The organism is Candidatus Accumulibacter necessarius (assembly GCF_036625085.1).
On record NZ_JAZKUM010000003.1, the window covers coordinates 247,851 to 269,946 of the forward strand.

General features: G+C 60.9%; 21 protein-coding genes and 2 tRNA genes. 3 read left to right on the top strand and 20 right to left on the bottom strand.

What is annotated here, in order from left to right:
- Window positions 1-1,231: 1,231 nt before the first annotated feature.
- From V5B44_RS09270 to uvrC, 4 genes are all read right to left on the bottom strand, one after another.
- Window positions 1,232-1,305: transfer RNA gene (locus V5B44_RS09270), tRNA-Cys, on the bottom strand.
- Window positions 1,306-1,369: 64 nt separating this feature from the next.
- Window positions 1,370-1,445: transfer RNA gene (locus tag V5B44_RS09275), tRNA-Gly, on the bottom strand.
- A gap of 70 nt (window positions 1,446-1,515) precedes the next feature.
- Complete coding sequence (gene pgsA, locus V5B44_RS09280) at window positions 1,516-2,094, bottom strand: CDP-diacylglycerol--glycerol-3-phosphate 3-phosphatidyltransferase (RefSeq protein ID WP_332358774.1); 579 nt, start codon at window positions 2,092-2,094, stop codon at window positions 1,516-1,518.
- Window positions 2,094-3,920, bottom strand: a complete 1,827-nt coding sequence (uvrC, locus tag V5B44_RS09285) for an excinuclease ABC subunit UvrC (protein WP_332358775.1) — start codon at window positions 3,918-3,920, stop codon at window positions 2,094-2,096. The genes pgsA and uvrC overlap by 1 nt, the downstream gene beginning before the upstream one ends.
- Before the next feature lie 71 nt (window positions 3,921-3,991).
- Here uvrC and earP point away from each other — a divergent pair, with 71 nt between their 5' ends.
- Window positions 3,992-5,143 carry an elongation factor P maturation arginine rhamnosyltransferase EarP gene (gene earP / locus V5B44_RS09290; RefSeq protein WP_332358776.1) on the top strand — a complete coding sequence of 384 codons (1,152 nt, stop codon included), beginning with the start codon at window positions 3,992-3,994 and terminating at the stop codon, window positions 5,141-5,143.
- A 37-nt stretch (window positions 5,144-5,180) separates the two neighbouring features.
- Window positions 5,181-5,738: an elongation factor P gene (efp, locus tag V5B44_RS09295; RefSeq protein ID WP_332358777.1), complete on the top strand. Its 558-nt coding sequence runs from the start codon at window positions 5,181-5,183 to the stop codon at window positions 5,736-5,738.
- A 158-nt stretch (window positions 5,739-5,896) separates the two neighbouring features.
- Here the strand turns inward: efp and nagZ are convergent, their stop codons facing one another.
- From nagZ to V5B44_RS09370, 15 genes are all read right to left on the bottom strand, one after another.
- Window positions 5,897-6,925: a beta-N-acetylhexosaminidase gene (gene nagZ, locus V5B44_RS09300; RefSeq protein ID WP_332358778.1), complete on the bottom strand. Its 1,029-nt coding sequence runs from the start codon at window positions 6,923-6,925 to the stop codon at window positions 5,897-5,899.
- Entirely contained in the window at window positions 6,922-7,299 is a 378-nt protein-coding gene (gene acpS, locus V5B44_RS09305; protein WP_332358779.1) for a holo-ACP synthase, read from the bottom strand. Before acpS ends, nagZ begins: the two co-directional genes overlap by 4 nt.
- Complete coding sequence (locus V5B44_RS09310; RefSeq protein ID WP_332358780.1) at window positions 7,296-8,069, bottom strand: pyridoxine 5'-phosphate synthase; 774 nt, start codon at window positions 8,067-8,069, stop codon at window positions 7,296-7,298. Before V5B44_RS09310 ends, acpS begins: the two co-directional genes overlap by 4 nt.
- On the bottom strand, window positions 8,066-8,782 hold the full coding sequence (gene recO, locus V5B44_RS09315) for a DNA repair protein RecO (RefSeq protein WP_332358781.1): 717 nt from the start codon (window positions 8,780-8,782) through the stop codon (window positions 8,066-8,068). Before recO ends, V5B44_RS09310 begins: the two co-directional genes overlap by 4 nt.
- Before the next feature lie 38 nt (window positions 8,783-8,820).
- Window positions 8,821-9,705, bottom strand: coding sequence for a GTPase Era (era, locus tag V5B44_RS09320; protein WP_332358782.1), 885 nt, complete (start codon window positions 9,703-9,705; stop codon window positions 8,821-8,823).
- Window positions 9,702-10,373: a ribonuclease III gene (gene rnc, locus V5B44_RS09325; protein ID WP_332358783.1), complete on the bottom strand. Its 672-nt coding sequence runs from the start codon at window positions 10,371-10,373 to the stop codon at window positions 9,702-9,704. The genes era and rnc overlap by 4 nt, the downstream gene beginning before the upstream one ends.
- Window positions 10,370-10,735, bottom strand: coding sequence for a DUF4845 domain-containing protein (locus tag V5B44_RS09330; RefSeq protein WP_332358784.1), 366 nt, complete (start codon window positions 10,733-10,735; stop codon window positions 10,370-10,372). Before V5B44_RS09330 ends, rnc begins: the two co-directional genes overlap by 4 nt.
- A 12-nt stretch (window positions 10,736-10,747) precedes the next feature.
- Window positions 10,748-11,536, bottom strand: a complete 789-nt coding sequence (gene lepB / locus V5B44_RS09335) for a signal peptidase I (protein WP_332358785.1) — start codon at window positions 11,534-11,536, stop codon at window positions 10,748-10,750.
- 12 nt (window positions 11,537-11,548) lie between these two features.
- Window positions 11,549-13,339, bottom strand: a complete 1,791-nt coding sequence (gene lepA / locus V5B44_RS09340; protein ID WP_332359105.1) for a translation elongation factor 4 — start codon at window positions 13,337-13,339, stop codon at window positions 11,549-11,551.
- 92 nt (window positions 13,340-13,431) lie between these two features.
- On the bottom strand, window positions 13,432-13,683 hold the full coding sequence (locus V5B44_RS09345) for a glutaredoxin family protein (RefSeq protein WP_332358786.1): 252 nt from the start codon (window positions 13,681-13,683) through the stop codon (window positions 13,432-13,434).
- On the bottom strand, window positions 13,680-15,122 hold the full coding sequence (locus tag V5B44_RS09350; protein WP_332358787.1) for a DegQ family serine endoprotease: 1,443 nt from the start codon (window positions 15,120-15,122) through the stop codon (window positions 13,680-13,682). Before V5B44_RS09350 ends, V5B44_RS09345 begins: the two co-directional genes overlap by 4 nt.
- Before the next feature lie 80 nt (window positions 15,123-15,202).
- Entirely contained in the window at window positions 15,203-15,655 is a 453-nt protein-coding gene (locus V5B44_RS09355) for a SoxR reducing system RseC family protein (RefSeq protein ID WP_332358788.1), read from the bottom strand.
- Window positions 15,656-15,657: 2 nt separating this feature from the next.
- Window positions 15,658-16,257, bottom strand: coding sequence for an RNA polymerase sigma factor RpoE (gene rpoE, locus V5B44_RS09360; protein ID WP_332358789.1), 600 nt, complete (start codon window positions 16,255-16,257; stop codon window positions 15,658-15,660).
- Between the two features lie 179 nt (window positions 16,258-16,436).
- The gene (locus V5B44_RS09365) at window positions 16,437-16,616 is read right to left on the bottom strand and encodes a hypothetical protein (protein WP_332358790.1); all 180 of its coding nucleotides are present in this window, start codon (window positions 16,614-16,616) and stop codon (window positions 16,437-16,439) included.
- 78 nt (window positions 16,617-16,694) lie between these two features.
- Entirely contained in the window at window positions 16,695-20,057 is a 3,363-nt protein-coding gene (locus V5B44_RS09370; protein WP_332358791.1) for a thiamine pyrophosphate-dependent enzyme, read from the bottom strand.
- 362 nt (window positions 20,058-20,419) lie between these two features.
- Here V5B44_RS09370 and V5B44_RS09375 point away from each other — a divergent pair, with 362 nt between their 5' ends.
- Complete coding sequence (locus V5B44_RS09375; RefSeq protein WP_332358792.1) at window positions 20,420-20,695, top strand: hypothetical protein; 276 nt, start codon at window positions 20,420-20,422, stop codon at window positions 20,693-20,695.
- Window positions 20,696-20,788: 93 nt separating this feature from the next.
- On the opposite strand, the gene lpxD is transcribed toward V5B44_RS09375, so the two are convergent.
- Window positions 20,789-21,805: a UDP-3-O-(3-hydroxymyristoyl)glucosamine N-acyltransferase gene (gene lpxD / locus V5B44_RS09380; protein WP_332358793.1), complete on the bottom strand. Its 1,017-nt coding sequence runs from the start codon at window positions 21,803-21,805 to the stop codon at window positions 20,789-20,791.
- Window positions 21,806-22,096 lie beyond the last annotated feature (291 nt).

Here is a 22,096-nt window from a genome sequence, read left to right on the forward strand (position 1 = left end):
GAGCCTACTGAAAAAGCTCCTCCGCGCAAATTGCTCCGCTTGGCGGCGGTGCACTCGTTAGGGCGGATCGCTTCGGCCGGAGCGAGTTCGATCTGCTCGCCGCGGCGCGGATTATGGTCCGCGCCGACAGGTTGCGTCTGGTGAGTGTCTCAGTTTTGCATCGGTGACCAGGAGAAATCGCTGAAAGTTGCCAATCAAGGTTGACAACGCCCCGGCGAGGGAGACAACAATAGCTTGACCTTACATGAAGTTAGCCGGTGTAGTTAAATCTGTTTTTAACTATTCTTGCGGCGGAACTCGTGCGGTCCGGCACAATCGTCCATTCAGGAATTGTGGTCCGACAGCGGTCGCCAGTGCGTTTTCTGGCCTGCCGGGGCCACGGCCACTCGCCTCGGTGGGAGTAAGCATGGATATGTCAGATGACCCTGCGCCCTGGTGCTTCCCCAGCCCGGCAGGTAGGTTTTCGAATCCGGATTTCTCGGAGACGGACTTTCTTCACACGCAGCTTGCCGTAATCGCGGCGTATGTGGAGCGATTTCCTTGGGATGAGCGGGAGTTTCGCGCCCTGGCATGGATCGAAGCCAATGCCGGCCCGTATCGCCAGCAGTGGCAGGCACGGGCGGCGTCCAGGGGAGGGTACGTGCAATCCGCGAGTGGCCGCTGACACCGCCGGCAACCGGGGTCTGTTCTTCTCCGATCCGCTCAATATGGCGCCACGAATGTGAATGGCTCGGCTTTCCTGACGTATGCGCTCTGGTTGCTGCCGGTTTGCTATGGGTGCACAACACAATGCCGATGCCCACATCACGCAGGAACGATTCCTCAGCTTGTCGCAGGCGACACTCAGCGGGCAGCAGTCGATCATGGCTCGGAATTTGCGTCCGCTGCACGGTGGCATGCCAAGGGCAACCCGTTACCGGCGACGCTCCGGGCGCGCTTCGGTCGCGTGGTGGGGGAGAAAGTGTATCGGGGGTCGGCAGATCACTGGTCGGGTTGCCGATGGCTTGCTGCGGTATGGTGGCGGCATCGTCTGGCCGGTATCGAGAGGGGGCATCTAATCTCTGCCCTTGTCGGCTGGAAACCGTTGCCACTCGCCATGCGAACGCCCGCGAAATTGCGACAGGGGCGACGAAATCCTGCTGCGAATCCAAGAGAAAACCGGCTACTGCGAGCGCGGAGCTAGCCCGGAAAAACGCTGTCTTCGCCGTGGTGGCTAACTTCTGTACTTTATTGGAGGCGCGAGCGGGAGTCGAACCCACCTACACGGATTTGCAATCCGGTGCATAACCGCTTTGCTATCGCGCCGCGCCTACCTGACGACGGGTAGTGCTGCTGATTCCGCAAAGCCCGGGCGGCTCGGCAGAAAGGGTGGAGCGGGAAAAGAGTCTCGAACTCTCGACCTATACCTTGGCAAGGTATCGCTCTACCAACTGAGCTATTCCCGCGTGAAGCGAGTGCGCATTATAAAGGCCTGCCCATGGCTGTCAACGCCTTCCTGTGCCCGGGACCGTCCTATCAGCGCTTGCGGTCCTCTTCAATCAGGTAGGGCCAGGCCATCCGCATGTAGTAGCCCATTGACCATAGCGTCAGTACGGCCGCCACGTAGATCAGCCAGGTGCCGACCTGAAAGACGTCGACCCCACTCAGCGGTGCGTAGTAGAGCAGCATCGGGATGGCAATCATCTGTGCCGTGGTCTTGATCTTGCCAATCATCGATACCGCAACGCTCTTGTGGGCGCCAATGCGAGCCATCCATTCACGCAACGCAGAGATGGTGATCTCCCGGCCGATGATGATGGTGGCCAGAATGCCGTCGAGCCGGCCGATCTGCACCAGGACGATCAGTGCGGCGGCGACCATCAGCTTGTCAGCGACCGGGTCAAGAAAGGCCCCGAAAGCCGACGTCTGCTGCCAGCGTCGCGCGAGATAGCCGTCCAGCCAGTCGGTGATGGCAGCGACGACGAAAATCACCGTCGCCGCGAGGTCGCGCCCGATGCCCTGAACCCATGCTTCGGGGAGGTAATAGACGGCAATCAGTAGTGGGATCAGAATGATCCGCAGCCAGGTCAACAGAATCGGTATGTTCAGTGGCATCAATGCAAAGCCGCATAAATGTTTTCGGCCAGCTCCCGACTGATTCCAGGAACTGCTGTCAGTTGGTCAACGCCAGCATCCAAAATTCCCTGCAAACCGCCAAAGCGCGAGATCAGCGCCTTGCGCCGCTTGGGTCCGATGCCACTGATCTCTTCCAGGCGTGAGCTTCTCCCGGCCTTGCCACGCCGGGCGCGATGTCCGGAAACGGCAAAGCGATGCGCCTCGTCACGAACTTCCTGTATGAGATGCAGTGCGGGATCCTCCGGGCCCAATTGTAACGGCTCCCGGTCATCCGCGAAAAACAGTGTTTCCAGACCCGGTTTGCGCGCTTCTCCCTTGGCGACGCCGAGGAGCGGCAGGTGAGCGAGACCCAGTTCATTGAGCGCTGAAGCGGCCGCGCTCACCTGGCCGCTGCCACCATCGATCAGGACCAGGGTGGGCGCCACGCCTTCACCGGTGAGCAGCTTTTCGTAGCGGCGGAGGACCGCCTGCCGTATCGCGGCGTAATCGTCACCTGGCTGGATGTCCTGGATGTTGAACCGGCGATACTCGGACTTGCGCATGCCGCCCTGATAGACCACACAAGCCGCCACCGTCGACTCGCCTTGCGTGTGACTGATGTCGAAACACTCGATACGCGTCTCCTTGCCTGGCTCGATTTCGAGCTCGAGGGCGTGGCACAGTGCTTCAACTCGCTCGCCCTGCCGGGACAGAGCACTGCGCCGTGCGGTCATTGCCAGACGTGCGTTCTGTTCAGCCATCTCGACCCAGATGCGCTGCATGGTGAACCGGGCCACGCCGACCTTGACCGGCTGCGCAGCCAGTACGCTGAGCGCATCGGCGATCTCGCCATCAGCCAGCGGCAAATTGACCAGGATCCGCGGTGGTATCGGGTGTGCGAGATAATGCTGACAGAGAAAGGCCGATAAGGCTTCCAGCGCTGACGAATCAGCACCATTGGCAGGGAACTGTGGTCGATCCCCGAGATGCCGGCCACCGCGCACCATTGCCAGGTTAACGCAGAGCAGGCCGCCATCTTCGACCGCGGCCACGATGTCTACATCGCCATCCTTGTCGCTCTCGACGTACTGCCTTTCCTGCACCTGCCGCAAGGACTGGATCTGGTCGCGATAGACGGCCGCCTGCTCGAAAGCGAGTTTCTCTGCCGCCTGATCCATGGCGGCGGTCAGGCTGCCAATCACGTCCTGCTGCCGGCCATGGAGAAACATCATCGCCATCTCGACATCCAGCGCATAGCGTGCCGGCTCGATGAGTCCAACGCAGGGTCCCGAGCAGCGCCTGATCTGGTGTAGCAGACACGGCCGCGAACGGTTGTTGAATACCGAGTTCTCGCAGGTGCGCAGACGAAACATCTTCTGCAGCAGATGGATGCTTTCGCGCACCGCCACCGATGATGGAAACGGACCGAAGTAGTCGGCCCGTCGGTCGGTGGCGCCCCGGAAGAAAGCCAGCCGCGGGTAGCTGTCGTGGGTCAGGACGATATAGGGGTAGGACTTGTCATCGCGGAAGAGGATGTTGTAGCGCGGAGACAGGCTCTTGATCAGATTGTTTTCAAGCAGCAGCGCCTCGGCCTCGGAGCGCGTCACCGTCGTCTCGACCCTGGCGATCTGTGCCACCATCAGCGCGATGCGCGGGCTCGGGTGGCTTTCCCGAAAGTATGAGGCGAGCCGTTTCCTGAGGTTCTTGGCCTTGCCGACGTAGAGCACCTGGTCGTCGCCATCGAGCATGCGATAGACCCCGGGCAACTCGGTCAGGGTGGCAAGCAGGGATTTTGCGTCGAAAGGTTCGCTCAAGGGTTCTCTCATCAGCGCTCGCGGCAGCCGTAGGCTGACGTAGGATATGGACTTCGATCTTATCACGCCCACCTACACTGTCCGTGTCAGCCACTGTCCCCCGACCCGACTGGGATGTCTTCTGCAAGGTCATCGACAACCTCGGCGATATCGGGGTCTGCTGGCGGATCGCCCGGCAACTGGCGACCGAGCACGGGTTGCGCGTGCGCCTGTGGGTCGACGACCTCGATCGCTTCAGGCTGCTTTGCCCGCAACTGGATCCGACGCCGCCGATCCAGCGCCTGCAGGGAGTCGAGGTTCGCCACTGGGATGACCATTTCCCGCTGGTAACTCCGGCCTGGGTCGTGCTGGAAACCTTTGCCTGCCGGATTCCGGATGCCTTCATCGAGCAGATGGCGCACCTGACGCCACCCCCGGTGTGGATCAATCTGGACTACCTGAGCGCCGAGGGGTGGGTTGCCCGCTTTCATGCGCAGGCTTCGCCGCACCCCTACCTGCCGCTCACCAAGTATTTCTTCTTCCCGGGCTTCGCGACCGATACCGGTGGTCTGCTGCGCGAGCAGGATTTGCGCGATCGTCGGGCAGCGTTTCTTGCCAGCGCCGATCTGCAGTGCGACTGGTGGCGCCAGATCGGCCTGGCGCGGCCGCTCCCCGGCACGCTGCTGATCTCCTTGTTCGCCTATGAGAACCCGGCCATCAGTGATCTGCTGCACGCCTGGGAGGTCTCCGATCGGCCCGTCTGTTGTCTGGTGCCCTGGCCATGCCGGCTGCCGGCAATCGAGGCTTTTGCCGGGCAACCGCTCAAGGTGGGCGACGTCGTCCGCCGCGGGGCGCTGGAGATCCGCCTGCTGCCATTCGTCGAACAAAGCCGCTATGACCGGATGCTGTGGCTTTGCGATCTCAACTTCGTTCGCGGCGAGGATTCCTTCGTCCGCGCTCAATGGGCGGCGCGGCCACTGGTCTGGCAGATTTACCCGCAAGCGGACTTCGCGCACGTGGTCAAGCTCGACGCCTTCCTGGATCTTTATTGCGCTGCGCTGCCGCCGACGGCAGGCTGCCTGCTGCGGCAGTTCTGGCAGGCCTGGAATGCCGGCAGGGTCGAAAGGGCGCTTTGGACAAGGCTGGCCGCCGGGCTGCCGGGGCTGCACGAACACGCGATGCGCTGGGATGAGGAGCTCGCGCTGCAGGATGATCTGCTCAGCCGGCTGCTTGGCTTCAGCGCTTCCAAGCTATAATCTCCCACTTATCGCAATCCGTTTTCTCGAAAGCCACATGAAAACCGCACAAGAGCTTCGCCCAGGAAACGTCTTCATGGTCGGCCACAACCCGATGGTGGTTCTGAAGTCCGAATACGTCAAATCCGGACGTAACGCTTCGGTGGTCCGGATGAAGATGAAGAATCTTCTGACCGACTCGCCTGGAGAGGCGGTCTATCGTGCCGACGACAAGTTCGACGTCATTCAGCTCGAGCGCAAGGAGGTCAGCTACTCCTACTTCGCCGACCCTCTCTACGTCTTCATGGACGCCGACTATAACCCGCACGAAATTGAAGCCGACTGTATGGCTGACGCGCTCAACTACCTTGAAGACGGCATGCCCTGCCAGGCGATCTTCTACAACGGCAAGGCGATCTCGATCGAGTTGCCGACCAGCGTCGTGCGCGAGGTGGTCTACACCGAGCCCGCCGTCAAGGGCGACACCTCTGGCAAGGTCATGAAACCGGCCCGCATGGCCACCGGTTTCGAGCTGCCTGTCCCGGCCTTCATCGAAATGGGCGACCGGATCGAAATCGATACCCGCAGCAACGAATACCGCTGTCGCGTCCGCTAGTTGAACGGCAGCCGCCTGCGTCTGCGTCATTCAGCCACCGTTGCCTGTCTGCCTGTAGCCGATCTGGGCCTGACTGCAGATCTCGGGTTCTGAGGTCGGCTTGTCGCAGTATTCAGCGGGGACGAACCGGCTCGGCTCCCATCGGCTGGCGAAGTAGCTCAGGCGAGCAGGCGGGTAGCTGCTGCCACGCCATCCAGGTAGTTCGCGTCCTGTTGCAAACATTTCCAGTCGAGAGGCGGGGCGGAAAGTGACAGATGCTCGACCCGCTTGGCGCGCGCCGGATCCAGTAGCGGCTGCCAGTTGGCCAGCAGTTCGCCGACCGCATCCGGTGAGTTGCACACCAGCAGCAGGTCGCACCCCGCTTCCCACGATGCCGTACAGCGCTCGATGATGCCGCCGGCGAAACCGGCGCCGGCCATCGACAGATCGTCGCTGAAGATGACGCCAGCGAAGTGCAGTTCAGCCCGCAGCATGTCCAGCCAGAAGCGGGAGAAGCCGGCTGGACGGGCGTCCACCAGCCGGTAGATCACGTGCGCCGGCATCACTGCGTCCAGCTTCAACTGGCGGTAGGGCTCGATGTCTGGCGCCAGTTCGTCGAGTCGGCGCTCGTCCACCGGCAGGTCGACGTGCGAGTCGGCTTCGACCCAGCCATGCCCCGGGAAATGCTTGCCGCAAGCGGCCATGCCGGCGCTGTGCAGGCCTTCGATCAGCGCGCCTGCCAACTGGATGACCGCCAGCGGATCGCCGTGAAACGAACGGTCGCCGATAACGCTGCTGCGTCCCCAGTCGAGATCGAGCACCGGTGTGAACGACAGATCAACGCCGCAGGCGCGCAGTTCGGCGGCCAGGACGTAACCGATCCGGCGCGCGGCAAGCAGTGCCACCACCGGTTGCTGGTCCCACAACTCGCCGAGGCGACGCATTGCCGGCAGGCGCGTGAAACCCGTCCGGCAGCGCTGGACCCGACCCCCCTCGTGGTCGATGGCAATCGGCAGAGCCGGAGAACGCAGCGCATGCACTTCGGCCGTCAGATCCTCGAGTTGCTGCGGCGACTCGAAGTTGCGCCCGAAAAGGATCAGACCGCCGATCAACGGGTGGCACAAGCGCCCGCGTTCGAGATCGGACAACGCGAGCCCCGCGATGTCGATCATCAGCGGGCCGAGGGGGAGCTTCCGGCGAATGTTCATGTCTGTTCCAGAATGACGAAGGCGACTGCGAAGTCGTGCTCGTCGCTGATCGAGAGGTGGGCGACGAGACGGCGTTGGGCAAGATGGGTGGCGAGTGGGCCTGCGTACTCGAACAACGGCCGGCCGAGGGAATCGTGCCTGACACCGATGTTCGGCAGGGTGGCAGGTGCGACGAGACCAATGCCCATCGCCTTGCCCAACGCTTCCTTGGCAGCGAAACGCTTGGCGAGAAAGCGTGCCGGGTCACGTACGCCGACAAACTCGGCACATTCCCTCGGCGACAGAATTCTTGCCAGCGCCCGCTGACCATGCCGTTCGTACAGGCCGCCGAGGCGTGCGACGGCGACAATATCGGTTCCGATACCGGCAATCATTGCCGTGCAGGCCGTGCCAGCGACTGTGCCTGAGCCTCACGCAGCAGGCGCTTCATTTCGCGCACGGCTTCGCGCAAGCCGACAAAGATGGCCCGGCTGATGATCGCATGGCCGATGTGCAGCTCCCGGATGCCCGTCAGTTGCGCAACCGGCTGTACGTTGAAGTAGTTGAGCGCGTGGCCGGCATTGAAACGCATGCCGAGCTGACGGATAAGTTGGCCGGCAAGGCGGATACTCTCGAGTTCGGCTACCACCGCCCGACTTTCGGCATCCCGTCCCTGGGTATAGAAGGCATGGGCATAGGGACCGGTATGGATTTCGCATACGCGCGCGCCAATGCGTGCGGCGGCTTCCACCTGCGCCGGGTCCGCATCGATGAACACGCTGGTGACAATGCCCGCCTCGCTGAGCCGAGCCACCGACTGGCGAAGCCTGGCTTCTTGGGCCACGATGTCCAGCCCGCCCTCGGTCGTCACCTCATGGCGACCTTCGGGCACCAGCATCGCCATTTGCGGCTTGATCCGGCAGGCGATCGCAACCATCTCGTCGGTGGCCGCCATCTCGAGATTGAGCTTGATCTGCGCCAAGTCGCGAAGCTTCTCGACGTCGGCGTCCTGGATGTGTCGCCGGTCCTCCCGCAGGTGGATGGTGATGCCGTCGGCACCGCCGAGGTGTGCCTCAACCGCCGCCCACACCGGATCGGGCTCGTAGGTACAGCGTGCCTGGCGGATCGTCGCCACATGGTCAATATTGACGCCAAGTTCGATCATAGTTCCCGTAACTCCCTGAAGATCCGGCGGCTGGCCAGGGTCTTGCCGCCGGTGTAGTGGCCGATCAGCGTCCGCATCAGTTGCTTGGCCTCCGCCAGCGAGCGCGGATCGGAAAAATCCTCGCGTGCCAGGTCGATCAGGGTCCTGCCGCTGACCGAGAGAGTCGAGCTGCCGGGTGCCGGCAGTCGCACGGGCCCACGTTCGATCTCGTAAGCGTAATGCGCATCGAGGTCAACGGCGAGGCCGCTGGCATCCGTTTCGAGCGTCAGTCCGTAACCGAGCTCCTGCAGCAGGGCGCGCTCGAAGCAGCGCAGATCAGACTCCCGCGCACCCGCGGCAAAGCGGCGCAGAGTATCTGCATAGACCGAAAAAAGCCGCGAGTGGGCATCCTCGCGCGGCAGCAGGTGCATCAGCAGCTCGTTGAGGTAGTAGCCACAGAACAAGGATTTCCCGGCCAGCAGCGGCTGCCCCCCCTGCCACTCTGCCTTGAGCAGCGTCTGCACCTCACCGCGGCCTGCCCAACCGATTTCAAGCGGCTGAAAGGCCAGCAGGAGGCCGCGCAAGACCGATCGCGGTCGCCGCGCGCCGCGCGCGAGCAGGGCGACGCGGCCATGGTCGCGGGAGAAGACATCGACAATCAGGCTGGTTTCACTGTAAGGGTAAGCGTGCAGTACGAAAGCCGGCTGACCATCGACCTTGTGCCGCTGATTCACTTCCCGACTCGTTCGCCAGCCATCAGCGAATCCACTGCCTATTCGTAGCCGAGCGTCTTGAGCATTCGCTCATCATCCGCCCAGCCCGACTTGACCTTGACAAAGACTTCCAGGAACACCCGGCCGTCGAACAGACGTTCCATGTCCTGGCGCGCTTCGGAGGCAATCCGCTTGATGATCTCGCCGCCCCGGCCAATGATGATCGACTTGTGTCCCTCGCGATCGACCAGAATCGCTGCGCTGATGCGACGCAAGGCACCGTCGACAACGAATTTCTCGATCTCGACGGCGGCGGTGTAGGGCAACTCATCGCCAATCAGGCGGAAAAGCTTTTCCCGAATGAATTCGGCCGCGAGGAACCGCTCACTCCGGTCAGTGATATCGTCCTCGGGAAACAGCAGTTCACTGTTCGGCAGGTACTTGCGCGTCTCCGTGAGCAAGGCTTCAAGCTGGGCGCCGCGCATGGCGCTGACCGGGACGATCGCCGCGAATTCACCTTCGGCGGCAAGTCGGGCAAGATACGGCAGTAGTTGCGCCTTGTCCGGCAACTGATCGATCTTGTTCGCGACAATGATCAGCGGACACTCGACCGGCACCAGTTTGCGTACCGCCCGATCGCGCTCGTCAAAGCGTCCGGCCTCAACCACGAAGAGGACCACATCAACCTCGGCCAGCGCCTGCCTGACGCCACGGTTCATCACCCGATTCAGGGCATTGCCATAGCGGGTCTGAAAGCCTGGCGTATCAACAAAAACGTATTGTGCATCAGGTCTGGTGAGGATGCCCATGATGCGGTGACGGGTGGTCTGCGCCCGTCGCGAGACGATGCTGATTTTCTCGCCGATCAGAGCGTTGAGCAAGGTCGACTTGCCGACGTTCGGGCGTCCGACGATCGCTATCTGTCCGGAGCGGACTTCGCTCATTGTTTGTACAGGGTCGCCAGGGCGCGTTCAGCGGCGACCTGTTCGGCTGCGCGCCGACTTCCCCCGCGACCCTCAGTGCGGATCTTCAGGGAATCGATGACACAGGCCACCCTGAACTGCTGCACATGCGCTTCCCCCTCGGTGCCAGCCAGCACGTACTGCGGCAGGGCCAGTCGTATCCCCTGGAGATACTCCTGCAGACGCGTCTTGGCGTCCTTGATCCCCTGTCCAGGGGTCATCTGGCTAAGCTCTTTGTCATACAATCGAACGATGATCTTGCCCGCCGCGTCAAAACCGGCGTCCAGCCACAGGGCACCGAACAGCGCTTCAAGAGCGTCGGCGAGGATCGACGGGCGTTGCTGTCCACCGCTTTTCTGCTCGCCCTCTCCAAGCCTGAGAAAGTCGCCCAGCGAGAGCGCCAGAGCCTGCTGGTGCAGGCTATCCTGGCGCACCAGGTTGGCTCGCAATCGCGACAGGTCGCCTTCGGGAAGCATTGGGAAGCGATCGAACAGGCTGTGGGCGATGACTGCGTTCAGAATGGCGTCGCCGAGAAACTCGAGCCGCTCGTTGTGCGGAGAGGTGAAACTGCGATGAGTAAGCGCCAGTTCCAACAGCGCCTGATCTCGAAAGGTATACGAAAGCGCCTGCTCGAGGCGAGAAGCCGTCATTGGCCGTAACCGCGCCCTGAGGATGAGCCCTTGAAGTCGATCAGGAGACTGACATTGGCCGCCAGCGGAACGCGCTTCTCGTAGGCAAAGGATATGATCACCTGACTGTCTTCCTTGAAGATATCCAGATCAGCTGGCCCGATGGTCTTGATATGCTCGACTTCGGCGTACTTGCTGAAGGCCTGCCGAAGCTCGGGAACGGTCTTGCCGCCGGACTCGGCAGCCACCGCCTTGACCGCCTGCCTGATCTTGTAGTAGTCCATGAACTCAGGTAGAACCCTGATCCCGAGAATAGCCACGAGGGAAATCACAACGCCCCAGACGATCAAGCCCGAGAGCGCCAAACCACGTTGACGATTCATAAGCGCCGCTCCTTACCTGAATGAGCCAATCCTTGAGAAGTCACTGAAATTCAACCAGATGAAAAAAGCCTTCCCGACAATGTTCTGCTCGGGAACGAAACCCCAGAAGCGGCTGTCACGGCTGTTGTCGCGATTGTCACCCATGACGAAGTAGTGGCCTGGTGGTACCGTACATATCACACCTGCGGCATTGTATGAACAAAGCTCGCGATTGGGGAATTGCGCTGGGCCCGGAATATAGGGTGGGGCATCGGCATCGTTGAGCGTCTGATACTCCGCCGCGTCGATCTTCTCGGTGAATTGACGCGAATAGTACAGGCGCTCCGGGTGCAGGTAATCGTCGATGCGCCTGGTCGCGACCGGCTCGCCGTTGATCGTCAGTTTCTTGTTCTGGTAGGCGATGACGTCGCCTGGTACGCCGATCACCCGCTTGATGTAGTCCAGTGACGGATCCTCTGGATAGCGGAAGACCATCACGTCACCGCGCTGCGGGCTGTTGATATCGATCACTTTCCTGTTGACCACGGGCAAGCGGATACCGTAAGTGTACTTGTTGACGAGAATGAAGTCGCCAACCTGCAAGGTTGGAATCATCGAGCCCGAGGGAATCTTGAACGGCTCGACAAGGAACGAACGGAGCATGAAAACAATCAGGATGACGGGGAAGAAACTTGCCCCGTACTCGACCCACCACGGGTCCTTGGCGTCAGCCGGACGACGCTTGCGCAGGACGAGGGCGTCCGCCGCCCAGATCGCGCCGCTGACCAGCAACAGGATCAAGAGGATCAATGCGAAGTTCACTTACTCACTCCTTTACTTGCCGACGCGCAACACAGCAAGGAAAGCCTCCTGTGGAATCTCGACCGACCCAACCTGTTTCATGCGCTTCTTGCCTGCCTTCTGCTTTTCGAGCAGCTTCTTCTTGCGCGTGATGTCCCCGCCGTAACACTTGGCCAGCACGTCCTTGCGCATCGCCTTGACGTTCTCGCGGGCGATGATGTTGGCGCCGATCGCGGCCTGTATCGCGACATCGTACATCTGGCGCGGGATCAATTCGCGCATCTTGGCAGCCAGTTCGCGGCCGCGATAGACCGAGTTGGCGCGATGCAGGATGATCGAAAGGGCATCGACGCGCTCGCCGTTGATCAGCACGTCTAGCTTGACGACATCCGCCGCCCGATATTCCTTGAACTCGTAATCGAGCGAGGCGTACCCACGCGAGACCGATTTCAGGCGATCAAAAAAATCCATCACCACCTCGGCCATGGGCATCTCATAGACCAGTTGTACCTGGCGACCGTGATAGGTCATGTCGACCTGGTTACCGCGCTTCTGGTTGCAGAGCGTGATGACGTTGCCAAGATAATCCTGGGGCACGAAAACCGTGGTGGTGATGATTGGTTCGCGGATCTCCTCGATCTTCGACAGTTCCGGCAGTTTGGCCGGGTTTTCGACATTGACCAGCGTGCCGTCGCGCAGCAGGACTTCATAGACGACGGTCGGTGCGGTAGTGATCAAGTCCTGATCGAACTCGCGCTCGAGACGCTCCTGGACGATCTCCATATGCAGCAGACCGAGAAAGCCGCAGCGGAAGCCGAAGCCGAGCGCCTGCGAAACCTCGGGCTCGTAACGCAGCGACGCATCGTTGAGCTTCAGTTTCTCGAGCGACTCGCGCAGGGAATCGTACTGGTTCGACTCGACCGGATAGAGACCGGCGAAGACCTGCGACTTGATTTCCTTGAACCCTGGCAAGGCCTCGCTTGCCGGCCGCTCCAGCAGGGTCAGGGTATCGCCAACCTTGGCCGCCTGCAGCTCCTTGATGCCCGAGATGACGTAGCCGACCTCGCCGGCGCGCAGGGCATCGCGAGGCACGGCCTTGGGCGTGAACACGCCGACCTGTTCGCAGAGATGCGTCGAGCCGGTGGCCATCAGGCGAAGCCTGTCCTTCGGTCGCAGCGTACCGTCAAAGACCCGGACGAGCATGACCACGCCGACGTAGTTGTCGAACCACGCGTCGACCAGCAAGGCCTTGAGCGGCGCATCGGGGTCACCCTGGGGTGCCGGAATGCGCGTGATGATCGCTTCCAGGATGTCCTCGACGCCAAGGCCGGTTTTCGCCGAGGCGAGCACCGCCTCCGAGGCATCGATGCCGATCACGTCCTCGATCTCCTGGCGTGCATTGTCCGGTGTCGCCGAGGGCAGATCGATCTTGTTCAGGACAGGCAGCACATCGACGCCCAGTTCAATCGCAGTGTAGCAGTTGGCAACGGTCTGAGCTTCCACCCCCTGCGAAGCATCGACGACCAGCAAGGCCCCCTCACAGGCCGAGAGCGAACGCGACACCTCATAGGAAAAATCGACGTGCCCGGGCGTATCGATCAGGTTCAGGTTATAGACGTCGCCGCTGCGCGCCCGGTATTGCAGGGCTGCGGTTTGCGCCTTGATGGTGATGCCCCGTTCGCGCTCGATATCCATCGAGTCCAGCACCTGCGCCTCCATCTCACGATCGGACAGGCCGCCGCAGAGATGGATGATGCGGTCGGCAAGCGTCGACTTGCCGTGATCGATGTGTGCGATGATGGAAAAATTGCGGATGTGTTGCATGAACATGGCGTGGGCTCTGGCGCTAGCGAGCCGCCCCTGAAAAAAAGGGTGCCAGCGAGCACCCTTGGTCGAACTGCCGGAAGGCGCGGATTCTAGCCGATTTTGCTCAAATAATCACGGACTTTGCTGACGTCGAGGAAGTAGTGACAGAGTTCCCTGCCGTCGTGCAGCAGCACCGGGACCAGTTCATCGTAGAGGGCTTCCAGCGCTGGATCGGCATCGCAGTCGAGCACCTCAAGGTCGACGCAGAACTCAGCCAGCAGCACCGCGAGCGCCTGCTCCATCTCCTGGCACAGATGACAGTAGCGACGCGAAACCAGCGTCAGCTTCGTTGCCTGGCTCACTCCGTCCGCCTGTCGGGCAGACCCTTGATGGTGACGAAGGTCTGCAGTTCGCCGCGCCGGACGAGCAGAGTCACGTTCGCCGACTTGTCGAACTGCGCGAGCAACTTGTTGAACTGTTCGGTCGTCCTGAGTTCGATGCTCTCGCCACGCGTAATCAGCGCCAGGATGACATCGCCTGGACGCAGATCGACACGACCCGTGCTGCCGCGAACATCCTCAATGAGCAAACCGCCATTGACCTTGAATTCGCGCTTTTGCTCTGCAGAGAGCTCGGATACCACCAGTCCGAGGCGATTCGCAGCCCGCTCGGCCGGCTTCGCACCGCGTGAGCTTCGCGTCGCTACCTTCTCGTCGGCGACTTCTCCGACCACCAGTGGCAGTTCCCTGGTTGCCCCTTTCCGCCAGACCTGAATCGTCACCTTGCTTCCCGGCTTGGTACTGCCGACGAGGCGTGGCAGGTCGCTCGAACTGGTGATGGTCTTGCCTTCGAACTTGAGGATCACATCGCCGGGCTCGATGCCCGCCTTCTCTGCCGGGCCGCCTTTCTCCACCGCGTTGACCGCCGCTCCCTGGGCCTTGCTCAGACCAAAGGACTCAGCCAGTTCCTTGGTCACCTCCTGGATGACGACGCCGATTCGACCCCGGCTGACCTTGCCGTTGGCGCGCAACTGGCTTTGGACCTCCATGGCGACATCGATCGGAATGGCAAAGGAGATGCCCATGAAGCCACCCGAACGGCTGTAGATTTGCGAGTTGATGCCGACCACCTCGCCCTTCAGGTTGAACAGGGGCCCACCTGAATTGCCGGGATTGACGGCGACATCGGTCTGAATGAACGGCACGTAGTTCTCCTGCGGCAAGGCGCGTCCCTTGGCGCTGACGATGCCTGCCGTCACACTGTTTTCGAAGCCAAACGGCGAACCGATCGCGACTACCCATTCGCCAACCTTGAGGACGCCTGGATCGCCGAAACGAACCGTTGGCAAGCCGGCTGCCTCGATCTTGATCAGCGCGACATCGGTTCGCTTGTCAGCACCAATGACCCGGGCCTTGAACTCACGCTTGTCGGTCAGACGAACCAGAATCTCGTCAGCCCCATCGATCACGTGGGCATTGGTCAGGATATAGCCGTCGGTACTTACGACGAAGCCGGAACCAAGCGACCTGCTCTCGAATTCACGCGGCGCTCCAGGCGCGCCCGGCATCCCCGGCTGGCGGGGGATAAAGCGGCGGAAGAATTCGTACATCGGATCGTTCTCATCGAACGGGAAAGGCTGGGCACCCCGACCGTTGCTGCGGGCCGACTGGGTCGTGCTGATGTTGACCACCGCCGGCCCCTGCTTTTCAACCAGTTCGGTGAAATCGGGGAGGCCCCGGTTCTGCGCCTGCGCCGGCAGCGAGAACAGCACGAAAAGGAAAGCGACGAGCAACTGTTTCATGGCAGCAAAACCCTCCTGCGTGTCTTTCAATGGCGGAACGGCAAAAACAGATCGGAAAGTGGGGACCTGGCGACGGAATATCAAGGCCCGATCGATGGTTGCAGCCGCGGGTCGCGCCTGCTGCGCCGCTGCGCCTGCCGCAATCCCAGCCAGCCGATGAGCAGCCCGGCAATAGAGCCGCCAATTGCGCCAGCCTCGTCGCCAAGAGCCGACCCGGACAGGGCACCGGCAAGAAGCATCAGCAAGGGAAAAACATAGGCGTGCAGTGCGCTGCGGCCAACCGATCCGTTGACAATGCTGATGCGCACGCGCTCGCCCACCGAACGATGCTCAGCATTCGGTATCCGAAAGGTCCGGGGCGTGCTGCAGAATAGTTTGCCAGCATGGTTGCCAGCGCATCCTCCGGGTTCTCCGCAGCGGCCGCAACCGCCCTCGTCCATGCGAACCGTTGCCTGTTGCTCATCGCTGGCGATGATCGTGCCCCAGGCGTCAGTTGTCACCCCGCCAGCCAATGCGGACATTGGTTCACCCATGGTTACCACCGACGATCGGCAGAGGTGTCGAGCAAGGGTCGCAACTTCTCCGCCACGGCTTCACGCGCACGGAATATCCGCGAGCGCACCGTACCGATTGGACAACACATCGCCGCGGCAATTTCCTCATAGGTCAAGCCCTCGATCTCGCGCAGGACGATTGCGCTGCGCAGTTCGTCCGGCAGTGCGTCCATCGCCGCATTGATGGTTTCACCGATCTGCCTGGATTGCAGGAGGCTCTCCGGGGTATTGATGTCGCGCAGCTGACCGGCATCCTCAAATCCTTCGGCTTCTTCGGCATCAAACTCCGTCGAAGTCGGCGCACGGCGACCTTGAGCGACGAGATAGTTCTTGGCGGTGTTGATCGCGATCCGGTAGAGCCAGGTATAGAACGCACTGTCGCCGCGAAACGCCGGCAGCGCCCGATAAGCCTTGATGAATGCCTCTTGCGCCACGTCATCGACTTCCGCCGGATCGCGCACGAAGCGCGACAGCAAACGCCCGACCTTGCGCTGGTACTTGATCACCAGCAGCTCGAAAGCGTGCTTGTCACCTGCCTGTGCGCGTTCGACCAGCTGCTGGTCAATTTCGCGTTCGCTCATGCTCTATGGCTTTCCTGTGGCCTGCGGGTATGGTGTTTTTGCGCCGAAGTATAGCGCAAGCATCGAACCGCCATCGTAACAGTGCATGACCGGCGTCTTCATGCTGGCTCATGCGATGGCGCAAGAGGCCTGCAGCTCAGTCTGGGTTGCTGGCCAGGCAGCGAACCGGCAAGGTGTGGTCATGCCTGCGCGGGGTGGCCACCCGACAATTGTCCTTTCACACTGGCGCTCTTGCTTCTGGCGACACTGCCGCGGGCGGACAACATGATGACCTGGGTCAGGACGCCGGCGCCACAGCTAATGCCGCGACAGAGGAGTACACTCTCGGCAATCTGGACGAACGAGATATCGACCGCCATGATGCATGGCATAAGGGCAACAGGCGACGAGCGCAACCTACCGTCTTTGCCATTTCCCCGGCCTGCTTCGCCGGTCGTTCACACCACTTCCAGCACCGCCCCACCGAAGGTAAAGCCTCCCCCAAAAGCCGTAAGACCCCATTTCTGACCACCTGTAGCCAAGGGGAGAAGTTCTTCAAGGCAAAGAGGAATGGTCGAACTGGAGGTGTTTCCACTGTGGCTGATGTTGGAGTAGACCTGGTCTTCCGCCAGCCTCATTCTCTGACGGAGGGCATTGATGATCCTCTGGTTCGCTTGATGCGGAACGACGAGGTCCAGGTTGTGCGGTTCGATACCTGTTTGGCGACAAGCGTTCATCAAGGCCTGTCGCATGTACTTGACCGCACCCAGGTAAACCTTGGGACCATCCATGGAAATCTTGTCGCCGGGATTGGCAGGGAGCTTCAATATTTCGCCCGACTCCCCATACGTTCCTATGGCTGTTTCCAATACCTTGAGCTTCATGACGCCGGCTCTCCCCGACCCGACCAGCAGAGTGGCCGTGGCAGCGTCGGCGAAGACGGGAGCCGTCCCGTAATCAGCCATATCGATCTGGGGCGAGAGGACTTCTGCGGTAATGAGCAGCACCCGATCCTTTGGCCGGAGTTGCAAGTGATCGGACGCTTGTTTCAGTCCGAAAATATATCCAGAACAAGCAGACGAGAAGTCATAGGCGGGAACCAGGATGTCTTCAGGTTCATCCTGGTTCAGGTTCATCTGGATCATGGCAGCGAGGGACGGGGTATGGGCTGGCGGCGTACCCGTCGCTACCAGAATCAGATCAATATCCGCCAGTGTCAGACCCGTTTGCTTGAGGAGCTTTCTTGCTGCCGACGTTGCCAGGAGCAATACCGTTTCTCCGTCGGCAATCCAGGGTCTCGTTTCAATGCCAATGCGTTTGAAGATCTCATCGGTCTCCCATTCCGGACACATCCTGGAAATGTCGAGGTTGGTGACAAGCCGACTTCCCCTGACACTGGCTACGGCTTGAATGCCCACCAGTCCATCGGGATCCCGGGGCGACGCCAACGGGGTGGTCTGTGTGACGGGTTCGAGCCTCAGGTCGGATATCCGGGGTTCTCCCGGATTTTCTTTTGTGAGGGGCTTGAAGCCTTCCTCGCCTTCACCGATCTTTACCTTTAGGACAGGTGTACCCACCTTGACCATGGCCCCTTCTGGGACCAGAATTTCTTCCAGTAGTCCGGAGGCCGGCGATCTTAGCTCCACGGCGGCCTTGTCGGCTTCCAAATCGCCGATATAGTCGCCTTCAACGATGGTATCGCCGGGTTTTACCAACCATCTGGCCACCGTGACGGCTTCATCAGATGGGCTGGAACCAATTGCCTCCACCAGGAAGTAGCCCCTTTGTGCGGTGGGCGGACGTTTCCAGCCAACATGACCGCCGAGCATTTCCACCGCTGTTTCAAGTATACGTTTGTAGCTGGGGAGAACCTCCAGCTGGTTGGCAAAGTTACAGGGCACATAGGTGTCTGCCCTCGCCACCCGGCGGACGCGGAAGGGCCTCGTTACCGTCTCTGCCATGACCGCTATGATTTCCGAGCCCATGCCCGCGCTCTCGTTATCCTCGTGCACGACGACAAGGCGCCCGGTTTTTTCCACCGAAGCGGCCACAGTCTTCTTGTCCCAGGGCTGCAGAGTTCTGAGATCGATAACCTCTGCCTGCGCACCCTGGGAAGACAAGGCTGCAGCTGCCTGGAGGCAAAGTCTCACCGTGTTCCCGTAGCCAACCAGGGTAACATCCTTGCCCTGCCGGACTGTTCTCGCTCTTCCCAGGGGAACGAGCTGTTTTTCCACGTCGGAACTGGTGGCGTTTTCCCGGTCGTTGAGGCAGCTCTTGGGATAGAAGAAGAGGGTTGGACGTCCGCTTTCGAAGGCCGCGTTGAGAAGACCTGCGGCGTCTCCAGCTGTCGAAGGCATGAAAACGTCCACGCCGGGCGTGTGAACTGCCAAGGCTTCGTAGCTCGAGGCGTGGAAAGGACCCAAGCCTGGTTTGTAGCCGCCACAGGTGACCATGACAATCACTGGCGCTTCCCAACCCCCGTCGGTTCGCCAATGCATCGACCCCAGTTCCGAAACGATCTGATTGTAGGCGATGGGAAGAAAGTCGGCGAATTGCAGGAAGGCTACCGGGCGCCTTCCCGCCAGGGCTTCTCCGATGCTGACACCGACAATGGTGGATTCGGCCAGTGGAGAGTTCTTTACCCGGCCCGGATAGGTGGTGGAAAGGCCTTTGGTCAGCCCGAAAACGTCTCCCTTGGGATCCTCGAGATCTTCGCCGAAAAGAGTAATCTTTTCGTTCTCCGACATTCGTTGTCTCAGGACTTCGCGGATCGCCTCGAGCATGACCAGATTGTTCTCACCGGCGGCAGAAGGGGAGCCTCGATATTCAGACGAGGGGTCCTCGAGCATTGATGGTAAAGGCTTCAGCGCCGTATGGGTGGGCGACGGCTCCGGACTTCTTTGGGCCAGAAAAGCCTGCGTCTTGAGGTCTGTGCGAAAGGAGTCCACCAGCCCAGCGAAAAAGTCTTCCTGTACGCCCCGCGCCTTGAGCCAGATTTCCAGGTTCACAATCGGGTCCCCGGATTCTTTCACTTGCTCGAGTTCGCCGACACTGCGATAGATTCTCTGGTCGTCGGCATTGGTGTGACTATGTAGTCGGTCCACGTCCATGACGACAATGGCGGGGCTCCGGTCCTTTCTCATGGCAGCGACCACGGTTTCGAAGGTCTCCAGACAGGCTTGCGGATATCGGCCATTGATCCGGCGAATAGGAATTCCATAGAACTCCGAAGCATCTCCGGCCGGCGTCTGGTAGAAGGTTTTTCCGGTGGTGGAGGTGGAGATGGCCAGCTTGTTATCCTGGACAAGAAAAAGCACGGGAAGGGTTTCTCTGACGGCGTGCGCCAGGGCTTCGAGAACCTCTCCCTGCTGAGTCATTCCATCCCCGAGCGAACACAGTACCACCGGCTGGTCGGCGTCACCCTTCACCGCGTTGGCAATGCCGACGGCCTGGAGAGCCGAGTTGCCCACCGGTCCCACCAAGGAAAGAATCTTGAGCTGCGGGGAACTCATGTGGGCGTTCATTTGACGACCACGGCTGTGGGAGCCGTCTTTGTTGAAAAGCGAAAGAAAGAACTGCTGTGGGGAAATGCCGCGGGCCATCATCAGAGCTTTGTCTCGGTAATGGCAGTGCAGCCAGTCCTGAGGTCCCAGGAAGGGATTCAGGGCTGCAGACGCTTCATGGCCTGCTCCGGAAACGTGAAAAACGGCTTCCCCTCGAGCCGTGTATTCTTGTTCCACCAGATCGACCTCGCGCGACATCACCATGGTCAGGTAAAGGGCTTTGAGGATATCCAGACGTGTTGAGGCATTGATTGCCATCGGTTCTCCTATGACTCCAACCAGCATCAAACGGATCAGGCAAGGCGATCCCGGGGCATCTGAAAGGCTGCAAGAACCAGGAATGAAAGACGTCCTTGCCGACTTCCTGACAGGCTGGTTATTCTCTTTCGTCCTGTTTTCGCGCAGACGTTCCGAAGGTATAAGAAACCGTCCCGACTGGCAACGATCGTCAGCGGAACAGTTCTGGTGAGGCCGGCACGGCGTATTCTGCCGTCTGTAAGCACACCGCGGGCAGCATCAAGGCAGAGAATCGGCACTCGTTGCAAACCCGGTTTGTCGACCCCTGAGTTCACCCAGCGCGCCGCAACCGAGCCGCAGGAGGCACCACCACTCAAGGCGGCGTGGCGGCCGAACGGCTTTGCCTGCCGCCGCTGCAGCGAGGGAGCGAATGCAGCACCGGTGGGAAGGCGACGCGCGGCAGGGAGAATCAGGTGACGCTCCTGGCGGTGGTCTCGTTTGGCAAGGATGGCCACCCCGCGCGTGCCACGCTCACTCGCTCTCCAGAACACCGGGAAATCAGGATCTCGCGACTGCCGCTTGCCCATTCGGCCATCGATGCGCTCTCAGGACTCGAGTGGCTCTTGGCGGTGGCCGCAGCCCGGGCGCTACAGCCGTAGGGCGCCATCCGGGCGGCTGTCGTTCATCGAGAATTGCCACGGCAGCCATTCCTCGGGGAATCCGGTCGTGCCCGGAGGGTGGATGTCCATGGCTCATTTCGGGATTGCCGCGTTCTTGATCGCCTCGGCGAGAGCACCCAAGCGCCGCACATGCACGACGTTTCTCAGCCAGTCACCGTGCTTCATCAACGGCATCGACCCGGTGTACATTCCCGGCTCGGTAATCGACTTGGTCACCAGCGTCATCGCCGAGACGATGGCATCGTCGCAAATTTCGAGATGGCCAATGACACCGGAGCCGCCGCCCATCATGACGCGGCGGCCGATTGTGGTGGTGCCGGCAATCCCGACGCAACCGGAGATGATTGTGTGATCACCGATCACGCAGTTGTGGCCAACCTGAACCTGATTGTCGATCTTGACGTCGTTGCCGACCACGGTGTCGTCGATCGCACCGCGATCGATGGACGTATTGGCACCGATTTCGCAGTCATCCCCAATGACGACGCGCCCGACCTGCGGGATTTTCACCCAGCCACCATCGCCCGCTGAAAAATCCGGTGCAAACCCGAAGCCGTCGGCCCCGATCACCGCACCGGCATGGACGATCCCGCGCGCGCCAATCGTGCAGCGCGCATAGATTGTGACGCGCGCGACGAGACAGGTATGGGCACCGACCCACACATCGTCACTGAGGATGCATCCCGGCCCGATGCGCGCACCCTCACCAATCACGGTACCGCGACCAATCGAAACATATTCTGCGACGGACGCGCTTTCAGCCACCTGTGCGTTGGCGTGGATGATGGCGGACGGATGAATTCCTCTAGCGTAGAGTGCTGGCGGATTGAAAAGTTGGGCCGCGCGCGCGAAACAGGCATACGGATTGGCTACCACCAGGCGCGGCAGCGGCGTCAGATCCCGGTCTGCGTTGCCGAGAATGACCGCGCCGGCCCGGGAAGACGACAAATCGGAGCGGTATCGTTGATTCGCCAGGAACGTTATTTGTGTCGAAGTAGCCGAACGGATTGTTCCGACGCCGGTGAGCGGCTGATTGACTTCACCCACCGCGTCGCCGCCGAGTATTTTCTGGAGATCGCGCATGTACATGGGCGTATTTTCGCACGAGACAGGCTGCCGGGGATAGGCAAAGCCTTTTCCAGCGTGGTGTGGGCGTGAACGAGGCGTCGCCTTTGTCCACGAGCGCAAGGCGCGCATCCTCCGAGGCATCGATGAGACGAGCCAGGTTCCCCTTGGTGGAAGCCCGACCAGAGCAGTGCCTGGTGGTTGTCAACGCGCAAGGGTCGAGACTGAGGCAAGGCGAGCTGTCACCGCCCGGCGTGCGCTGGCCGCAGGCACGGAGCGGAGCGAATTCATATCGTTCTTTCACGGTTCTTTCAC